The organism is Sinomicrobium kalidii (assembly GCF_021183825.1).
GTDB lineage: Bacteria > Bacteroidota > Bacteroidia > Flavobacteriales > Flavobacteriaceae > Sinomicrobium > Sinomicrobium kalidii.
Map to the genome: position 1 here is coordinate 1,815,179 of NZ_CP089211.1, position 20,614 is coordinate 1,835,792.

Here is a 20,614-nt window from a genome sequence, read left to right on the forward strand (position 1 = left end):
ATTTTGAGGCTTGGAAAGAGTCGGATCACCTAAAACAAACTACATTCTCGTTAAGGTGATATTCTATTTTTTTACGTTTTCTCCTCAACTATAATGTTAGTTAGATGTAAGCCACCCTTAGTTTATGAAATTCATAACACCCCTCCTTTGGAAACATAAGAACCCTCTGAACGTATTTTTTTATCAGAGATTTGAAGCCTGAATATTGTATTGAACTCCTTTTCCGATACCAGATGAAAAACCTAAAAAAACTATTGAATTTATTGGTACTGTTGATCTTTGCGGCATGTGCCGAGTCTCCCTATCAAAAGACCGATGATGGTGTCATTATCAATCTAAAACAACAACAGGAAACCGGGACCCGAAAGGTTCGTTTGCAGGTGTTGGGAGACGAACTGATCCATGTTTCCGCTACCCCCGAAAAAGAATTTCCCCGGGATTCCAGCCTGATCATTGTTCCGGGACTTCAGACAGTTCCCTTCTCCATAGAGGATATCGGTGATTCCATCACCCTGAGCACGGCAAAGCTGAAAGCAACAGTATCCAAATCGGATGGCGGCATACGGTTCAAAGATAAAGCCGGCAAGGTAATACTGGCCGAAAAGCAAGGCGGGGGCAGGTTATTTACGCCTATTGAAGCAGGTGATACAAAAGGCTACTCGATAAGGCAGCTGTTCGAATCTCCCGACGACGAAGCCTTTTATGGCCTGGGGCAGCACCAGTCCGATGAGTTCAATTATAAGGGTAAGAGTGAAGAACTTTTCCAGTACAACACCAAGGTTTCCGTACCTTTCATTATTTCCAACAAGAACTACGGCCTCCTGTGGGACAGCTATTCCTTAAGCCGTTTTGGCGACAGCCGGGAGTACAGGCAATTGAATGAAACATTTACATTATATGACAAAGAAGGGCAACAGGGCGGGTTAACAGGCACCTACGTATCCCCGGCCCCGGAAAGACCACGATTGGAACGCAAAGAAGAGTCCCTCTATTTTGAAGATATAAAGACCATAAGGAATTTACCTGAAAATTTCCCCTTAAAAGAAGCCGATGTAACCTACGAAGGCACTATTGAAGCACAGCATGACGGCACCTACCGGTTTATCCTGTATTATGCCGGTTATGTCAAGGTTTACCTGAACGACGAATTGGTGGTGCCCGAACGCTGGCGGACCGCCTGGAACCCGAACAGCTATAAATTTACTTTTGATCTGGAATCCGGTAAAAAGGTCCCCTTACGCATCGAGTGGAAACCCGACGGGGGAAAATCGTATTTTGGTCTGAGGGTGCAACCGCCGCTGGAAGAAGAAGAACAGGACAGCCAGATATGGTGGAGCGAGATGAACAAGAAAATAGATTACTACTTTGTATACGGCGAATCCATGGACGAGATCATCGGGGGCTACCGGACCCTGACCGGAAAATCCCGGATCATGCCCAAATGGGCCATGGGCTTCTGGCAGAGCCGGGAAAGATACAAGACCCAGGACGAAATATTGGGTACACTTAAAGAATTCCGGGACCGTAAAATTCCGATCGACAATATTGTCCTCGACTGGAACCACTGGCCCGAAGACGCCTGGGGAAGTCATGAATTTGATAAAAGCCGCTTCCCGGACCCGAAGGCCATGGTAGATTCCATCCATGCCATGCACGGGAAAATGATGATCTCCGTGTGGCCCAAGTTTTATGCGACCACCGAGCACTACAAGGAGTTTGACAGTAAAGGCTGGATGTACCGGCAGGCCGTGAAAGACAGCATCCGGGACTGGGTGGGACCCGGGTACGTAGGCTCATTCTACGATGCCTATGCTCCCGGTGCCCGGAAGCTGTTCTGGAACCAGATATACGAACATTACTACCCACTGGGCATAGATGCGTGGTGGATGGATGCCAGCGAACCGAATATACTCGACTGTACGGATATGGAATACCGCAAAGCACTTTCTGGCCCTACGGCCCTGGGCTCTTCCACAGAATATTTTAACGCTTATGCACTGATGAATGCAGAAGCGATTTATGAAGGGCAACGCAGTGTAGACCCCGATAAACGCGTGTTTTTACTAACCCGTTCCGGCTTTGCCGGGTTACAGCGATATTCCACGGCCACATGGAGCGGTGATATTGCCACCCGCTGGGAAGATATGAAAGCCCAGATCTCTGCCGGGCTTAATTTTGCCATGAGTGGTATTCCCTATTGGACCATGGATATCGGGGGCTTTTGTGTGGAGAGCAGGTATGTCGGGGCACAACTGGAATACGACAGAAGCGGAAAGGAAAATGCCGACCTGAAGGAATGGCGCGAACTCAATGCCCGGTGGTATCAGTTCGGTGCCTTTGCACCCTTATACCGGGCACACGGGCAGTTCCCGTATCGCGAACCCTGGCATATTGCTCCCGAAGGGCATCCTGCATACGACGCCATACTGTACTATACCGATCTGCGCTACCGGTTAATGCCCTATATCTATACCCTGTCCGGAATGACCTATTTTGACGATTACACCATGATGCGGCCCCTGGTCATGGATTTCGGGGATGACAAAAAGGTAGAAAATATAAGCGACCAGTTTATGTTCGGCCCCGCATTTATGGTATGCCCCGTTTATCAATACCAGGCACGAAGCCGGGAAGTTTATTTTCCCGATGGAACAAACTGGTATGATTTCTACACCGGACAATCCGTAACGGGCGGACAGCAGTTAAAAGTGGATGCCCCCTATGAACGTATCCCCCTGTATATCCGTGAAGGTGCCATCATCCCCATAGGTCCGGATATACAGTATAGTGATGAGAAACCGGCAGAAACCATTGTTCTATATGTTTACCGGGGACAAAACGGCAGCTTTACACTATACGAAGACGAAGGGGTAAACTACAATTACGAAAAAGTGAATTATTCAACCATCTCTTTTAATTATAATGACACCGAGGGGACGCTTACCATAGGAGAACGAAAAGGAGCATTTGACGGGATGCTCAGGGAAAGGAAATTTATCATTGTTCCGGTGAGCAGGGAAGACCCCAGGTCATTTCAATACACCGATCAGGGCAAGCAGGTAAATTATGACGGGAAACAACAGATCATAGAATTGTAATTGTTACATTTTTTATATCTTAGGCGGCCCTGGTTTTCAATGAGGCAAGGAGATGAGAGCATTTATCAAAATATTAGGCATACTTGTGATGGGGCTGATGGCTACCATTCGGACCACAGGGCAATCTCCTTACATATTCCATCACCTCACCACAGGAGACGGGCTTTCCAATAGTCATGTCGGTGCTGTTTTAAAGGATAGTTACGGGTTTTTATGGGTAGGAACGGCGTCAGGATTGAACCGTTATGATGGCTATGGATTTAAAACCTACACCGCAAGACCCGGGGAGCCCGGTACGATGTCTGCAAATAACATTTGGGGACTACAGGAAGACGGTCTGGGCAATATCTGGGTCAGGAGCTTCACTTATATGGTGTATAACCGCGACAAGGACAATTTCATTACGGATGTCCCCGGGTTTTTGCAGGATCTGGGTATTTCCGTAGACCGCAATTATAAAGTTTACGTAGACAGGGAAAAGGACCTGTGGGTGATGAGCGGACAAAAAGTATACCTGTACGATACCCGTAAAGAAGCCCTGAAGGTCTTTAACATCAAAATACGGGTGGATGAAGTGGTCACCGTCGAGTTAAGCGATAACGGGAATACCTTGTATGGCATGTTGAAGCCGGGATTTTTGTGGCAGATGGATAAACACACCGGCAGACAGCGGGTACTTGAATTACAGCATATCGCAACCCCCGGATTATATAACAAAATATACGCCGATAGCCATGGCGGGTTATGGCTGTTGTCCGGTAAAACCGACCTGATCTACTACCGGAAAAGCCCGGACTCGGATTGGGAGAAATTGTTGTTGAGTTCCGTTAGCGGGGCCAGGCGCAATAAAATATTAAATATGCTGGACGATGAGAACGGCCGTATCTGGATAGGCACCGACCACGACGGATTGTTCATATATGACCGGGCTACCGGAGCACTTACCAATCTATCGGAAGACCCGGCAATAAATTCTTCGATCGCATCCGATAATATTGCCTGCCTGTATAAAGATGATAACGGAATTATATGGATAGGCCACAACAAGAAAGGCATTTCGTATTATCACCATAGCTTTCGTAACATCGTAAATGAAGAACATCCGGATTGCAGGAATGTCAGCGTCATATTAGAAGACCGGCAAGGCAATACCTGGCTGGGTACAGACGGAAACGGGTTATTCCTGAAAGAGAAAACAAAAGAAAATAAGATCAGGAAACTACCCTTGCAAAGTGATGTTATCGTTTCTTTACTGGAAGACCGTAAAGGACGGATATGGATCGGGACCTATATAGATGGCCTTTTTTGCTATGAGAACGGAAAGTTCAGTCACTTCACCAAAGACAACAGCGCACTGGTCTCCGACGACATCTGGAATTTGCAGGAAGATCGATATGGGAATTTATGGATAGGGACCCTTGGTGGAGGGATACAATGCCTCCGTAATGAAGAAGAGAACATGAATGCCCTCTCCACGGTGTGCGAACAGACGAAACACCCTATGGACATGTATTACGACAACGGGGACAAGCTGTACATCGGTACGGTCTACGGGCTCTATGTAGTCGATATTACCACCGGCGGCCATGTCGTCCATACGGGAAACAAGCGGGGAACACAGCATTTCAATAAAATGCTGATATCCAGCGTATATAAAGATTCGAAAGACAACATCTGGCTGGGGCATCTGGAAGGGCTGACATTATGGGATCTGAAGAAGGATACACTCTACTTCATGGATAAAGACACAGGTCTTACCGATAATCTCATCCAGGGTATTATTGAAGATGATCACAGGAATATATGGGTGACCACAAGTAATGGCCTGTCCATTCTCTCCGCCGAACGTGATAGCCGGGATGTGATGAAGATCAGCTATAGGAATTTCTCTTCCAGAGACGGGTTCAAGGACAATCATTTTAATAATAATGCTATTTATAAACTCCGTAACGGAGATATTCTTTTGGGAGGAGTTGAAGGACTAACCGTTGTGAACCCGAACAAAATGGCGGAAAAAAACAGATCTCCTGCCCAAGTGATCTTTACAGGGCTGAGCGTGGGGAACAGCAGTGTTAAAGTAGATTCGCTCTATAAAGGAAATAAGCTGTTGAAACACCCGATGGAACAGACGGACTCACTGACGTTCCGGCATAACGACAAGCAGATCACCATACAATTCACCACCGGCGACCTGCTGCACGCCGACAAGGTGAAATATGCTTATAAACTGGAAGGATTTGACACACAGTGGCTCTACACACAAGACCATAAAATTATGTTTTCCTCCCTGGCCCCCGGCAGTTACAGGCTCCTTGTCAAAGCCGGCAACAGTGATGGTGTATGGAATGGTGAGGCTTCTGTGCTGAATATAACGGTTACCCCGCCCTTTTACCTGTCGGGATGGGCAATCGCTCTGTATGCCGTATTGGCTATCGGTCTTATCTCGTTCATTGTTTATCGGATCAGGAAACATCATCGCCGCAAATTCGAACAGCAAAGAATACAATTGAGGCGCAAGCAGGAAGCCAGTCTCAATGAAATGAAACTCAGGTTCTTTACAAACATAAGTCACGATCTTCGCACCCCGCTTACACTTATCACCACCCCGTTACAGGCCATATTGAACCAGGAACTGGAAGTGGGTTTACGCAAAAAACTGAACACGATAAACAAGAATGCAGAACAATTACTGACACTGATCAATTCTTTGCTCGATTTCCGTAAACTCGACACAGACGCCGAATCCCTGCACTTGCGGCAAGGTAATTTCGTGGTTTTTATGGAAGAAGTATGTGCGCCCTTCCATGCGTATGCCGTTGATCGTCATATCAATTTTTCCTTTTCCGGGGAACTAAAAAAACTTTCCATGCAGTTCGATCCGGATAAAGTGCAGAAGATAATGCTGAACCTGCTTTCCAACGCCTTCAAATTCACACAGGAAGGAGGCGAGATCGATGTCCGTGTGTACTGGGAAGAAGACCATGTATGCGTCGATGTTACGGACTCCGGCCCGGGTATTGGGGATACCCATAAAAAACACATTTTTGAACGGTTTTACCAGGGGCCGCAACTACAGGAAAAGACAGGCAGCGGTATCGGCCTTCATATCGTAAGCGAATATGTACGTATGCACGGGGGCACCATTGCCGTAAAGGACAACATACCGCAGGGCAGTACGTTCACGTTTACACTGCCGGTAACCGAAACCGGGGAGACGGAAGAACTGAGTCCCGAAGAAGTCTCTGTGGATGATATTGCGGAACAGGTAGAAGACATGCAAGGCATGCCCGGATGTCCGGTATTGCTGTTCGTTGACGATAATAAGGATCTATGCGAATTTATGGAAGACAGCCTGTCTGACGAATATACCGTACTGCTTGCTAATAACGGCCGGGAAGCATTAGCACAGCTGGAAAAACACGACATTAACGTAGTGGTAAGTGATGTGATGATGCCCCTTATGGACGGAATAGAGCTTTGCAACCGCATCAAGACAAACATACAATGGTCTCATATTCCCGTGATCCTGCTCACCGCCCGTACAGCCGAAGAATATGAAATAAAAGGGCTGGAAGTGGGAGCCGATGATTACCTGACCAAACCTTTCAATTTTAACCTGCTGAAATTGCGCATCCGCAAATTCCTGGAGTGGACGGAAAAGTGCCATCTTTCATTCAGTCAAAAGATCGATGTCTCTCCCGGCGAAATTACCATCACCCCCCTGGACCAGCAACTGATAGAAAAGGCCATTAAAGTGGTGGAAGAACATATCGCTGACCCGGAATTTTCCGTGGAGGAACTGGGCAGCGAGGTCGGGCTCAGCAGGAGCCATTTATATAAAAAGCTGATGAGCATCACCGGAAAAGGACCGGCTGAGTTTATCCGCACCATCCGCCTGAAACGAGGCCGGCAACTTCTGGAAAAAAGCCAGATGCAAATTGCAGAAGTGGCTTATAGTGTGGGCTTTAATTCGCCAAAACGGTTTACCATCAACTTCAAAAATGAATTCGGTATCTCACCTTCGGAATACCTGCGCAGCATAAAATAACGTGAAGAATGTTTAAGTTGTTCCGGTCAAAAGCATTGAATTGTAAAAAAGATTTCCTCTACTTCGACTAGGCTCAATACAACGCCTTTAGACAAAGGGAGGTGGACAAACTTTCGTTTGGTCGGAGGGTTTGATAACCCAAGCTATAGGTATTGTATAAAAGTTTGAGGTTAAGCCCAGGGTATGGGCTGGGTCAAACTCCCCGTCCTGCAAGCGGGACACCCCTACTTTGGCTTTGCTCAGCACAGGCCTTCGTCTGAAGAGGGAAGCCTTTTTCTTATCCATTACTCACGTTAAAATAGAACGGTTTCTTAGAAACTGTATTAATTTTTTAACAATACATTATAAAATAGGCCGGATTTTTATCAAAATATGGAAGAATAACACATTGCTCTCCCTTATTAAAAACATGGCGAACCCTGTCTAGGCAGCGGAATTGATACTTTCACGACTTTGAACGACCGTTAAAAGGTCAACTATTAAAAAACCAAAACCACTATTTTATGAAGACGTGTACACGTATTAAATGGCCGGGTAAGAGGCTGAGGCGCTCTCTTGTTCCGTTGCTGATGAATTTGTGGATGGTCCCTGTTCTCGGGCAGGCCATCCAGGTATCGGGGGTAGTAACCTCAGGTGAGGATAAAGAACTGCTTCCGGGGGTTAATATTGTTGTTAAAGGAACCAACAAGGGAACTGTTACCGACTTTGACGGGAACTATTCCATAGAAGTTCCCTCTCCCGAAGCCGTCCTGGTATTCAGTTCCATAGGCTTTGTCTCAAAAGAGGTTGTCGTCGGACAGAAATCGGTAATCAATGTTGCCCTGTATACCGATATGACCGCCCTGGATGAAGTGGTAGTCATCGGGTACGGAACCACAAAACGAAAGGACATTACAGGCTCTATTTCGTCGATAACCGGTGAGGACCTCCGGAAGACCAGTCCTGTTACAATGGACCAGGCCCTGCAGGGAAAAGTTCCCGGGCTTGTGGTACAACAGGTTTCGGGGCAACCGGGCGGAGCAGTATCTGTTCAGGTCAGGGGCTTGTCTTCGTTCGGGTCATCCGATCCCCTGTACGTCATAGACGGTGTTATTATAAACAACACGGCCACTCTCGGTTCCGGCACCAATCCCCTGGCCGGAATAAACCCGTCTGAGATCGAGTCTATCGATGTTTTAAAAGATGCATCCGCTACGGCCATTTATGGTTCGCAGGCTACCAATGGAGTTATCGTAATTACTACAAAAAGGGGAAAAGATGCCCCGCCCAGTATTAATTATGAATTTTATACGGGCTTTCAACAACTTCCGAACAGGTTGCCTCTTATGAATTTGCAGGAATATGCTACTTTCATCAATGAACGAAATACGGGACTGGGCTGGGGCTTCGATGAAAGACCGGAGTTTGTCAATCCCCAATATCTGGGCAAGGGAACAGACTGGCAGGATGAACTATTCAGAAACGCGCCGGTCAGCAATCACACCATTACGGTCAAAGGAGGCGATAAAAGAACGCAATACCTGCTTTCCGGTTCCTATTTTGAGCAGGAGGGCATTGCCCTGGGATCTGATTTCAAAAGAATGTCGGTACGGCTTAACCTGGATAACCAGACAACCGATTGGTTAAAAATAGGAACAAGCCTTCAACTGGCAAACATCAAGGAAAATGTCAACTCCACCAGTTCGAATGTGATCCGCACGGCACTCAGTCAAACACCCGATATTTCCGTGAGAAATGCCGACGGTAGCTGGGGCGGTGCTTATAACCCGAACGGCTGGGTGAACAATACGGTAAATCCGTATGCCATAGCCCTTATCAATAAAGATCGCGCAAGGCGGAAGCAAATTTTCGGCAATGCTTACGCTGAGATCACATTTACAAAAGACCTGGTACTGAGAAATGAGATCACGGGAAGCTTTTCCATGGCTACACAGGACAGGTTTTTTCCGAGTTATAAAATGGGGCTTGTGGAAAGAACCATCAATGAAGGCTCCTATACCTTCGCACAAAGCTATAATTCAACCATACGAAATTACCTCACCTATTCCCGCTTGTTCGTCGACAGGTACAATATGAACGTCATGGTGGGACACGAAGCACAGCTGAACAAATCCGAAAACGTAGCTGCGGGCCGTACCAACTTCCCCTCCAATAACGTACAGGTGATCAGCGGCGGCGATCCCAATACCGCTACAAATTCGGGGATTAAGACCCACAGTGCACTGGAATCGTATTTCGGGCGGATAAATTTCGGAATGGATGATAAATACCTGTTGACCAGCAACGTCCGGGTAGACGGTTCTTCAAAGTTTGCTGCGGGAAACCGGTGGGTAACAACCTATTCGTGGGCCCTTGCCTGGAAAATGAATAATGAGGCATTCCTGAAGGATGTAGAAAAAATAAATGAATTAAAACTACGGGCCGGTTACGGACTGACGAACAATCAGAATATAAGGGATTATGCCTATACCTCCACATTGGCTACGGTGACTACAGGTCTTTCCGGAATATCCCAGATTACCAGTAACATGGCAAACCCCTATGTAGAATGGGAAAAGACAAAATACACCAATATCGGTCTTGACGGAACATTCTTTAACTGGCGTCTCAACTTCTCGGTAGATTTTTACAACAGGGACACCGATGGCCTTTTGATGCAGATTCCGTTGCCATTATACTCAGGAACAGCTACCGGCTATTCCCCCGGTTCGATAGCATCTCCTTACGTAAATGTCGGTCAGATCAATAATAAGGGATTCGACCTTAGAATAAGTTCTAAAAATTTTAACGGGGAAGATTTTTCATGGACAACAGATCTCACCGTATCCCATAACATCAATAAGATCAAAAAACTCAATACCGAAGGCGCTTCATTAGACGGACAGTACAGCAAAACCACCGTAGGAAGATCGATAGGTGAATTTTACGGATATGTGGTAGAAGGGGTTTTTGCGAATGCGGAGGATTTTGAGACGCATGCCATACCTGTGAGAAACGGGGAAAAGCTTAATATTGGCCCGGCAGGAGGAAGTATCTGGTATGGCGACCTGATGTTTAAGGATTTCAATGGCGACGGGATCATTGACGAACGCGATCAGACCTATCTGGGGTCGCCGATCCCCAAGTACCAGGTGGGACTTAATAATACATTTTCTTATAAGAACTTCGACCTGAATATATTTTTCAACGCCAATTACGGGAACAAGGTGTTTAACCAGCTGCGTATCAACGGAGAATATCCCGGAACCAGTTTCGGTTACCTCAAGGCATTAAACAACTACGCTAAACTTGCGCTGATAGACCCGGACGGATCAGACAGTGACGTTAACAATGTTTATGTTACCAATCCCGATACCAGGATCGTAGGTATCAGAAATGATAATACAAACGATAATAACAGAACTTCAGATAAATTTATCGAAGACGGATCTTTTATCCGGTGTAAAAACATTTCCTTAGGGTACACCTTTCCCAAAGAGCTCACGCAAAAAATACATATCAATTCCCTTCGGATTTACGCGAATGTTACCAATGCATTTATCATTACCAAATACAAAGGAATGGATCCCGAGATCGGGTCCTGGGATCCGCTTAACGCCGGTGTGGACAATGGTTTCTATCCCCAGTCGCGTGTATTTTCGGTTGGTGCAAGCATTACTCTTAACAAATAAAAACAGAAAACCATGAAATTCAAATATATCATAGTGTATTCCCTCATCGCAGCTACAGGGCTTTTGGTGTCCTGTGGTGAGGATTTTCTTGAGCGTGCTCCTTTATCGGAGATCAGTACAGAAAACTTTTATCAGACCCCCGAAGACCTGAGACTGGCAACTGCGGCTTTATACGGGGGTGCGCCATGGGCCGACTGGAATTATAATTGTTATTTGCCCGTAGGCGAGGTGCTTAGCGGCAATATGGCCGTAGGTTATTGGGGCGATGCGGTTCAGCTGAATACGTTCTCCGTAACCGGGTTGAATGAGATCATGATAGCGAACTGGAAGTCCATGTACAAGGTTATTGCCCATTGCAATACCACCATTAATGCCATACAGGAAAAAGCACCGCCTTCCATTCCTGAAGAGGACAGGAACGCTGCCATTGCCGAGGCGAGGTTTATACGTGGATTTGCTTATTACAATCTGGCTTTGTTGTGGGGGCCGGTCCCCATTATAGAGGATAACACCAGCCTGATCGGCGCTCCCCTGGTTTACAGAAATAAAGTTAACGACGTATACCAGTTTGTGGTGAATGACCTCACTTTTGCGGAGAGCCACCTCCCCGATTCCGATACGAAAGGGAGGCTAACCACCTGGTCTGCACAGGGTATGTTAGCTAAAGTCTATTTGACATGGGCAGGGCTGAATTCGGAAGGCTCCGGCCAGCGCGACCAGGCATTACTGGACAAGGCCAGATCTTATGCCGGCAATGTCTGTAAAAACAGCGGGCTGACGTTGCTGGACAATTATGCAAACCTCTTCAAGACCGAGTACAATGACAACCAGGAATCATTGTTTGCTTTGCAATGGGCGCCGGGCCTCGGCTGGCTGGAGGGCAACATGCTACAGGTATATTCCCCCGGCGGCCCTGAAATATCGGCCAACGGACAGGCGGGCTGGTTTAATATCGAGCCTACTATCGATATGTTTGCTTTATACACAGAGCAGGATTCCATAAGACGCAAGGCCACTTTTATGCTGAGAGGCGATTATTACCCCGAGTTAAATGCTGCGGGAGGCGGCTTTACATTTGATAGCCATACCGGTTTAAAGAAACATATTATCGGCACCAATGTGGATAACAATGCACCGACCATGACCATGACCTCTTCCACAGAGCACAACTCATTATTGAGGCTTGCCGATGTTTATTTACTGTATGCCGAAGCGATCCTCGGCAATAACGCCGCCACATCAGATGCCGATGCACTGTTTTACTTCAACGAAGTACGCACAAGGGCCGGACTCGATCCCGTGGCCTCCATCGATGCGGACATGTTGCTGAAGGAACGAAGGATTGAGCTCGCCGCCGAAGGTCAGTTCTGGAACGACCTCGTAAGGCTCTCCTACTACGATCCCCAAAAGGCCATCGGTATTCTCAACAACGAGCAACGTGTGCCTTTTGATTATGAAGACGGGACGGCAACCCCCCGGGACCCGTACGGGGAAATAACCCCGGCCACGGTGAATACATTTAGGTTTCCGCTGCCGTCATCCGAGATAACAGCCAATCCTAAGCTGTTGGAACCACCGGTATCTTATTCATTCTAACATAATCAAGAACATATCATGGAAAAAACTAAATATAAATTTAATCGTTTTCTACTTCCTTGTCTGGCGGCAGTTTTTGTCCTGATGCTTGCCTGCGAGAAGGAAGATACCGTGTCTGCCCCTGTCATTACAGAGGTCCGGAATTATGAAGCTTCTCCCAATGACACGCTCGTCAATACGATCAATACCGGTCAGTGGGTGGTGATTATGGGAAAAAACCTAAGCCATGTATCCGAAGTATATTTTGCGGATACCCCTGCAACGATCAACAATACCCTTTTTACCGATGCAAGTATAGTAGTGCAAATACCCTCTATAGCGTTTCAATACGTACCGGATGAAAAATTGAATGAAATTACGGTAATCAGTGAGGGAGGCAGTGCTCATTATATGATCAGCATTATGGGTGAACCTGTGATCTCACGCGTAAGAAATTATGAAGACGCTCCCAATGATACCATTGTGGATGCCGTTGGTCCGGGGCAACACATTAATATTATCGGATATAACCTGAAAGATGCCTCTGAAATAGCTTTTCAGGGGGTCAGTGCCGATCTGGGAAATATCATGTACACTGATTCCAGTGCCGTAGTAAAAGTTCCTGAAGACCTGTCGGGAGGCGATGCTTCACTGGCCAATACGATCACTTATACAACAAGCCTCGGAACGGACATGTATACCATTAAGATCCTGGGGCCTCCTGTAATTTTGAGGATATCCAATGAAAACCCCAACGCTGGCGACATGGTTTACATTTATGGCAATAACTTATCGCCGGTTCAGAGCCTGTCCTTTGCAGGGACTGAAATCTCGGAATTCACCGGATCCGAAGATGGGGAATCCGTTGGTTTTATCGTCCCGGAATTATCCCAAAGTGGGCCTGTGGAGATTGTTACATTAGGCGGGACTTTTACTACGGCATTTAATGTCAACGATCTGACAACAGGGATAATAGCCAATTTCGAATGGGGAGATGATTTTGGCTGGAAATGGTGGGGAGGAGCCGAATTAAAAAGCGATGACCCTGACTTTCCCGGCAATTCAAGCCAATATCTCGTACTTAAGACCGCTATCCTGGACCCCGGTGCTGGTGATGATCAGAGTACCGCGATCCGAATCGAAGAAGCACCGTGGTTACCAGTCGAGAACATTTCCGATCCTGTGAATAGCTGGGCGCTTAAGTTTGAGATCAGTATTCCTGAGCCCTGGAATGGTGGCACCCTTTCTATCAAGACCTCAAATAATAACTATATGGCCCGGTACGAACCCTGGCAGGTCTCTTCCACAAATACGGCGGCACATTCTACTGAAGGCTGGCAAACGGTGACTATTCCGCTCTCTGCATTCCGCAGAAATGATGCTACGGGAGATGGCAAAGGTGAACCGGTAGCAAGTATCAATGAACTGTTTGGAGGAACAGGGACCACCACGAGCAACTTATTCCTCTATATGCACAATTATGGTTCTTCACCCACCAGGACAGGGTTTAATGCCGCCTTTGATAATTTCAGGGTAGTGAGAAGGTAACAGGTAAGAGAAGTTGTCTGAAAAAGGCAGTGATGCTGTCGGGACAGGGTGGCGTAAAGCTACTTTTCAGACAACTTCTTCCCAAAATGTTTTTCGCAACCAAAGCCACCAAAAATTTACACCATTTAATTAACCCCTTAAACTTAAATTATGAAAAAAATCAATCATGACTATGGAAAAAACAGTTTCAGGTATAAAATACCTGCCTTTCTCTGTTTATTTGTCACAATTCTTATGTGCCAGGGCCATAAGGTTAAGGCCCAGGCCACAGCTGATTACAACTGGAAGAGTGTAGCTATCGGCGGTGGCGGATTTGTATCTGCCATTATACCGAGTAAGACCCAGCAAAACCTGGTTTATGCCCGGACCGATGTAGGAGGTGCCTACAGATGGAATGCTTCGACGGGCAGCTGGATACCTCTGACGGACTGGGTATCGGAAGATCAGGTAGGGTTTCTGGGTGTCGAATCACTGGCAACAGATCCTAATAATCCCGGCAGGTTGTATATGCTTGCAGGCATCAGTTATTTTAATAATGGCAAAACTGCAATCCTTCACTCCAGTGATTATGGCAACACGTTTACCGTAACAGATGTCACGGATCAATTTAAGGCTCACGGTAACGGTATGGGGCGACAAACCGGCGAGAAACTTGTAGTTGATCCCAACAACAGCAATATTGTGTACTGCGGTACGCGGCGGAACGGATTGTTCAGGAGTACGGATGCCGGTGTAACATGGAGCAGGCTCAATACGCTAAACGTTACCACGACCCCCAATGAAAACGGGATAAGCTTTGTTATTCTGGATGGCAGCAGCGTTTCGGGGGGAGTTACGCAACGGATCATTGTCGGAGTTTCGCGCAGTGGCAGTACAAACCTGTACCGAAGTGAAAATGGCGGCCAGTCCTTTTCGGCAGTTTCAGGGGCTACCACCACCTATATGCCCCATCGGGCGGCTTTGGCAAGTAACGGAGACCTGTATATAACCTATGGCAATGGAGCCGGGCCTCACGGGCACTCGGCAGTGCCCGAACCCATGGATAACGGACAGATCTGGAAATACAATATTCCTTCAGGTGCATGGACCAACATCACACCTTCGGGTTTCAACAGGGCATTCGGAGGAATAAGCGTTGATCCGAATAATCCTAACCGGGTTGTGACATCTACCATCAACACCTATATGAACCAGAATGGGACCTGGGGTGACCGGATATTCCTGAGCACCAGCGGCGGATCGAGCTGGGTTGATGTGGTAGACCGGGGATTTAACATGGACCCTGATGGTGTAACCTGGATCAACGGCCATTCCATCCATTGGGCAGGCTCCGTAGAATTCGACCCCTTCAATACGCAAAAAGTCTGGGTCACTTCGGGGAATGGTATTTTCGTGAATGACAACATCAATAGCAGCGGTACCTGGCGGTTTACTGTCCGGGGGCTTGAAGAAACCGTGCCCCTTGGCCTGGAAAGTATTCCCAATGGCCCTTTAATTTCGGTTATCGGCGACTATGACGGATTCAGGCATACTGACATTGGTCAATATGCACCCATTCATAACCCGCAAATGGGAACCACCACCGGGCTGGCAGTAGCGGCCCAGAATACGGGCAAAATGGTTCGGGTGGGAAATTCCATGTATTATTCCACCGATATGGGATCGACCTGGACCCAAAGCAATATGAACGGAACGCAGGGAAAGGTGGCGCTATCGGCCAATGGCAATATCGTTTTGCATTCGCCCAGGCAATCGTCTGTCACTTACCGTTCAACGAATAACGGGTCTTCCTGGTCCACGGTAAGCGGGTTAAGTTTTAATGAAGCACATCCGGTTGGCGACCCGGTCAATTCCAATAAATTTTATGCATACAACCCCGGGAACGGAGCGGTAATGGTGAGCACCGACGGCGGATCTTCATTTTCCCAGACAGGTTCAGTCGCGGGCTGGGGCTCAAAAGTCATCCGGCTGGCGCCCGGAAGGGAAGGCCATGTCTGGATAGCTTTGAACAATGGAGGTCTGGTACGTTCAACAGACTCCGGGCAATCCTTTTCAACCATAAATGGTATCAGTTATTGTGGAGCCGTTGGTTTCGGTATCGCTGCCCCCGGAGCCAATTATCCTGCCATTTACATTTGGGGTACCATCAACAATGTAAAAGGTGTTTATCGCTCCACAGACCAGGGAGCATCCTGGACCAGGATCAATACGGACACGCAACAATACGGAGGTCCGGGAAACGGGCAATTCGTGCAGGGAGATATGAATGTCTTCGGAAGAGTATATATGAGTACGGCCGGTCGTGGTATCGTATATGGAGACCCTGCCGCCTGTACGCCTACGGGCATTATACCGTACGTACAGATCAATAACGGAACCTGGCAGCAAACAGCCAGTGCCGCCTTAGACGCAGGCGGGACGGTGAAATTCGGGCCCCAGCCTATCCAGGGAGGATCGTGGAGCTGGAGCGGACCGAACGGTTTTAGTGCTTCCACCCGGGAAGTAACCATTTCCAATATACAGGCCAGCCAGGCAGGAAGCTATGAAGCTACCTATACGAACAGCGGAGGGTGCCAAAGCACGCAGACTTTTGATGTCACAATAACAAGTGGAGCCCAGGCGGAGAAAACCATTGCCCTTCAGGTAAATGACAATACTTTAGCTAATGAAGTTGTTATTTACCCGAACCCTACCCGGGCAGGGAAATTTTCGATAGCATTACCGGCCCCTTTACAAACAGCGATCATCAGTATTTATGATAATCGGGGCAGATGGTTGTACCAGGAAGTTACGGGAGGAGATGAAATACGGGAATTCGATCAGTCTCTGGATAGAGGAATTTACCTGGTCAATATACGATCCGGCCAATATAACATAACGAAGAAGTTAATTGTCAATTAATGGGAAAACATAAAAACCCCTTATCAGACACATAGCATCCCCTGTCCGGATAAGGTTATAAATACTTTAGCCAATTAAATTCAGTTTAAACATGCTCTAAAGCCACAGTCAAAATAAATTAACCTGAAAACAATGTTAAATACGAAAACAAGAATAGCGGGAGGACTTTTCATACTGTTCCTCTTTTGCCAGGGGCTATGTTACGCCCGGATCACCATGCCCAAAGTATTCGGGAATGATATGGTTTTACAAAGGGGCATAAAAATTCCGGTTTGGGGAAATTCGGACCCCGGAGCACACATCATAGCAGAATTGGGAACCGTGCGTGCAACCACAAAAGCCGATACCGAAGGAAAGTGGATGGTCCGGTTTCCGAAGTTCAAAGCAGGCGGTCCCTATACCCTTAAAATTTATGAAAAGGGAAAGCCAACCGAAGGTTTGGAACTGAAGGGTATCCTCATCGGGGATGTATGGGTGGCTTCCGGGCAGTCCAATATGGAATGGCAGGTGCAGCAGTCCGCAGACGCAGAAAATGAGATCGCAAATGCCGATTTTTCCAATATACGTTTCCTTCCGGTAGTGCACAATAAGAAATTAACCCCGCAAACCGATATTTCTTCCGGAAAGTGGCAGGTATGCGACAGCGCCAATGTAAAGGAGTTTTCGGCTGTTGCCTATTTTTTTGCGAGAAAGATACACCGGGACCACAATGTCCCAGTAGGCATTATCCAGAGTACCTGGGGGGGAACACCCGTAGAATCCTGGACAAGCCGGGAAATGTTGCTTTCTTCCCCGATATCCAGGCAGGCCGTGCTGGCCAATGATACGCTCAGGGACCCCTACGATTTTGTACAGGACAGCCTGAATGTCATACGCTTTTGGGATATCGTCTTGAATCCTCAGGATAAGGCAGACAAGATAGTACCTTCGACGGAATACGACGACTCCGGCTGGACCGAAACGGAAATGCCCCGGTTGATCAAAGATTTCGGGATCGGGCCCTACGAAGGGGTGATGTGGCTGCGCAAAAGGGTACTATTGCCGGAGCGTTTTGAGGGTAAAGACCTGGTAGTGAATGTGGGACATCCGGAGTTTAACTATTCTCTGTACTTCAACGGTGAGGAGATCTGTAAGGCGGTCTGGAACTCAAATCCAACCCATCGGTATACCATTCCCGCCCACCTCGTAAAAAAGGGGGAAAACGTGGTTTCTATCCGCCTGGCCATGATCTGGAACGGCGGAGGTATCTATCCCCCGGCCGACAGCCTCTATATCACGGACGGCTCTTCAAAAATATCTTTAGCCGGAAAGTGGTTGTATCAAAAAGATATCGAACCCGCCCTTCCCAGGATCATGGATTATCATTACAGGCCCGCGGTATTGTTCAATGCGATGATCAACCCGGTCATCCCTTACGGCATCAAGGGATTTATATGGTACCAGGGAGAAGCGAATGCCCCCGAAGCGTATCACTACAGGAAGCTTTTCCCCATGCTGATCACCGACTGGCGGGAATGCTGGGGCCAGGGCAACCTCCCCTTTTTGTATGTACAACTGGCAAATTTCAAAAAGAGAAAAGATACCCCTTCGGAAAGTGATTGGGCAGAGCTCAGGGAAGCCCAGACGCTGACGTTGTCACAACCGAATACGGGAATGGCCTGTATCATCGACATAGGCGAAGCGGATAATATCCACCCCACAAACAAGCAGGAAGTAGGCCGGCGACTGGCTCTGATCGCCGATAAAATGGTATATGGACGGAACGACCGTATCGCATCCGGTCCCGTGTATAAAAGCGCTAAAACAGAAGGAAACCGGGTCCGCATCAGCTTCACCAATACCGGTTCGGGACTATCCGCAAAAGACGGGAGACAAGTAACAGGTTTTGCCATTGCGGGAAATGACCGGAAATTCCATTGGGCCAAAGCTGTGATCGAGGGAAATGAGGTGGTCGTTTATTCCGATAAGGTGGTCAGTCCGGAAGCGGTACGCTATGCCTGGGCCGACAACCCCGAATGCAACCTGGTAAATTCCGAAGGATTGCCTGCGGTCCCTTTCCGGACAGATGACTGGAAAGGGATCACCCGGAAATAGAATCCAAAGATTGGATGAAAACGAATAATAAACAGTTTAGTACAAGGCAAAATTCAATTTCGCTGGATTTTCCTCGATGTTGCACCCCGTCCCTAAAGGGTGAATTGAGGAAAATCAGGTTCACTTTAGGGTTAGGGTAAAGCTGATTTTCCGACAACTTGCTGAAAAACAAATTTTGTCATGTACTAAAAACAAATAAAAACAACCCGAAATGAAAAAAATAAATCCGGCCGGGATTCTGGCTATACTTTTTGTAATAATAGCACTTGCCTCTTGCAGTAGTAAAGAAGGAGAAATAGCCCCCGTGCTCGACGTTTCTTCGAATAAGGCTGATTTCACAGCGGAAGGAGGAGATGTAGAAATAACCATAACAAGCAACAGCGAGTGGAGTATTAGTAACCCGGTCTCATGGTTACAGCCGAGTCAGACAACAGGTAGCAGCGGAAGCACATCCGTAAAATTAAGCACAGAAGCTAATGGCACCGGTTCAGCCCGGGCCTCCGTATTGGAGGTTGCCGCGTCAAACGGCCAGGTGCGCAGGATTAATGCCTCACAGGGTTCGACGATCTACCCCTCTTATAATACTTCTCCGCTGCCGCCCGATGCCACAGGGATGAGCAGCAATGCCGTGGAGCTGGCGGCCAAAATGAAACTGGGCTGGAATATCGGCAATACCCTGGAAGCCACGGGCGGTGAAAATGCCTGGGGTAATCCGAATATCACAAAAGAATATGTCGAGGCTGTTAAAAAACTGGGATTCAACGCCATTCGTATTCCCTGTGCCTGGGATCAGTATGCAGACCAGGCGACGGCAAAAATAGGACAAGAGTGGATGAACAGGGTCAAAGAAGTGGTAGGATACTGTGTAGACAATGACATGTATGTAATGCTCAATATCCACTGGGATGGTGGCTGGCTGGAAAAAAACTGCACCCCCGAAAAGAAAGATTCGGTAAATGCCAAACAAAAAGCGTACTGGGAACAAATAGCAACAGCCATGCGCGACTTTGATGAGCACCTGATGTTTGCCAGTGCCAATGAGCCAGACGTAGATAATGCTGAAGAGATGGCGGTACTCCATTCCTACCACCAGACCTTTGTCAATGCCGTTCGGGCTACGGGCGGTAAGAACAGCTATAGGGTGCTGGTGGTCCAGGGACCTGCTACAAATATTGAAAAAAGCAATGATTTGATGAACATGCCTACAGATGAGGTAGACGGCCGTATGATGGCTGAGGTACATTATTATACACCTTCTCAATTCTGCATCCTGTTCGACGGCGACAAGAGCTGGGGCAAGATGGCCTATTACTGGGGTGCAGATAACCACTCTGCCATTGAACCCGACCGCAACGCCACCTATGGGGAAGAGGATGAAGTAGATGCATCTATGGCTTTGGCAAAAACGAAATTCATCGACAAAGGAATCCCGGTAATCCTGGGCGAATATGGGGCCTATCGACGTCACGAAAGTGAGCATGTCCCCCAGGACCTGGAGACACACCACAATGCAGTAGATCATTGGATCGAGTATGTAACAAGGAAGGCCCTGGCGAATGGTTTGATCCCTTTTTGGTGGGATACGGGAGTTGCGGTGGATAGAAACAACGGTTCCGTAAAAGACCAACGTACCATCGATAAACTTTTTGAGGCAATAGAATAATAAAAACCTGCCCGTA

The 20,614-nt window shown here is 47.5% G+C and carries 8 protein-coding genes; all 8 read left to right on the forward strand.

Features of this window, described 5'->3' with window-relative positions; all coding sequences use genetic code 11:
* The first annotated feature begins 233 nt into the window (after nt 1-233).
* The 8 genes from LS482_RS07265 to LS482_RS07300 all read left to right on the forward strand — a co-directional run bounded on the left by LS482_RS07265 (nt 234) and on the right by LS482_RS07300 (nt 20,598).
* The gene (locus tag LS482_RS07265) at nt 234-3,098 is read left to right on the forward strand and encodes a TIM-barrel domain-containing protein (RefSeq protein WP_233031112.1); all 2,865 of its coding nucleotides are present in this window, start codon (nt 234-236) and stop codon (nt 3,096-3,098) included.
* Nucleotides 3,099-3,150: 52 nt separating this feature from the next.
* Nucleotides 3,151-7,146: a hybrid sensor histidine kinase/response regulator transcription factor gene (locus tag LS482_RS07270; protein ID WP_233031113.1), complete on the forward strand. Its 3,996-nt coding sequence runs from the start codon at nt 3,151-3,153 to the stop codon at nt 7,144-7,146.
* A 503-nt stretch (nt 7,147-7,649) separates the two neighbouring features.
* A complete protein-coding gene (locus tag LS482_RS07275; RefSeq protein WP_233031114.1) occupies nt 7,650-10,817 on the forward strand; it encodes a SusC/RagA family TonB-linked outer membrane protein in 3,168 nt (1,055 codons plus the stop codon).
* A gap of 12 nt (nt 10,818-10,829) precedes the next feature.
* Nucleotides 10,830-12,413: a RagB/SusD family nutrient uptake outer membrane protein gene (locus LS482_RS07280; RefSeq protein WP_233031115.1), complete on the forward strand. Its 1,584-nt coding sequence runs from the start codon at nt 10,830-10,832 to the stop codon at nt 12,411-12,413.
* 18 nt (nt 12,414-12,431) lie between these two features.
* The gene (locus LS482_RS07285) at nt 12,432-13,940 is read left to right on the forward strand and encodes a glycan-binding surface protein (RefSeq protein ID WP_233031116.1); all 1,509 of its coding nucleotides are present in this window, start codon (nt 12,432-12,434) and stop codon (nt 13,938-13,940) included.
* 150 nt (nt 13,941-14,090) lie between these two features.
* Nucleotides 14,091-16,841 (forward strand): T9SS type A sorting domain-containing protein, encoded by a 2,751-nt coding sequence (locus LS482_RS07290; RefSeq protein ID WP_233031117.1) that lies wholly within the window; start codon nt 14,091-14,093, stop codon nt 16,839-16,841.
* Nucleotides 16,842-16,973: 132 nt separating this feature from the next.
* Nucleotides 16,974-18,935 carry a sialate O-acetylesterase gene (locus LS482_RS07295; RefSeq protein ID WP_233031118.1) on the forward strand — a complete coding sequence of 654 codons (1,962 nt, stop codon included), beginning with the start codon at nt 16,974-16,976 and terminating at the stop codon, nt 18,933-18,935.
* A gap of 211 nt (nt 18,936-19,146) precedes the next feature.
* Nucleotides 19,147-20,598 (forward strand): cellulase family glycosylhydrolase, encoded by a 1,452-nt coding sequence (locus LS482_RS07300; protein ID WP_206363277.1) that lies wholly within the window; start codon nt 19,147-19,149, stop codon nt 20,596-20,598.
* Nucleotides 20,599-20,614 lie beyond the last annotated feature (16 nt).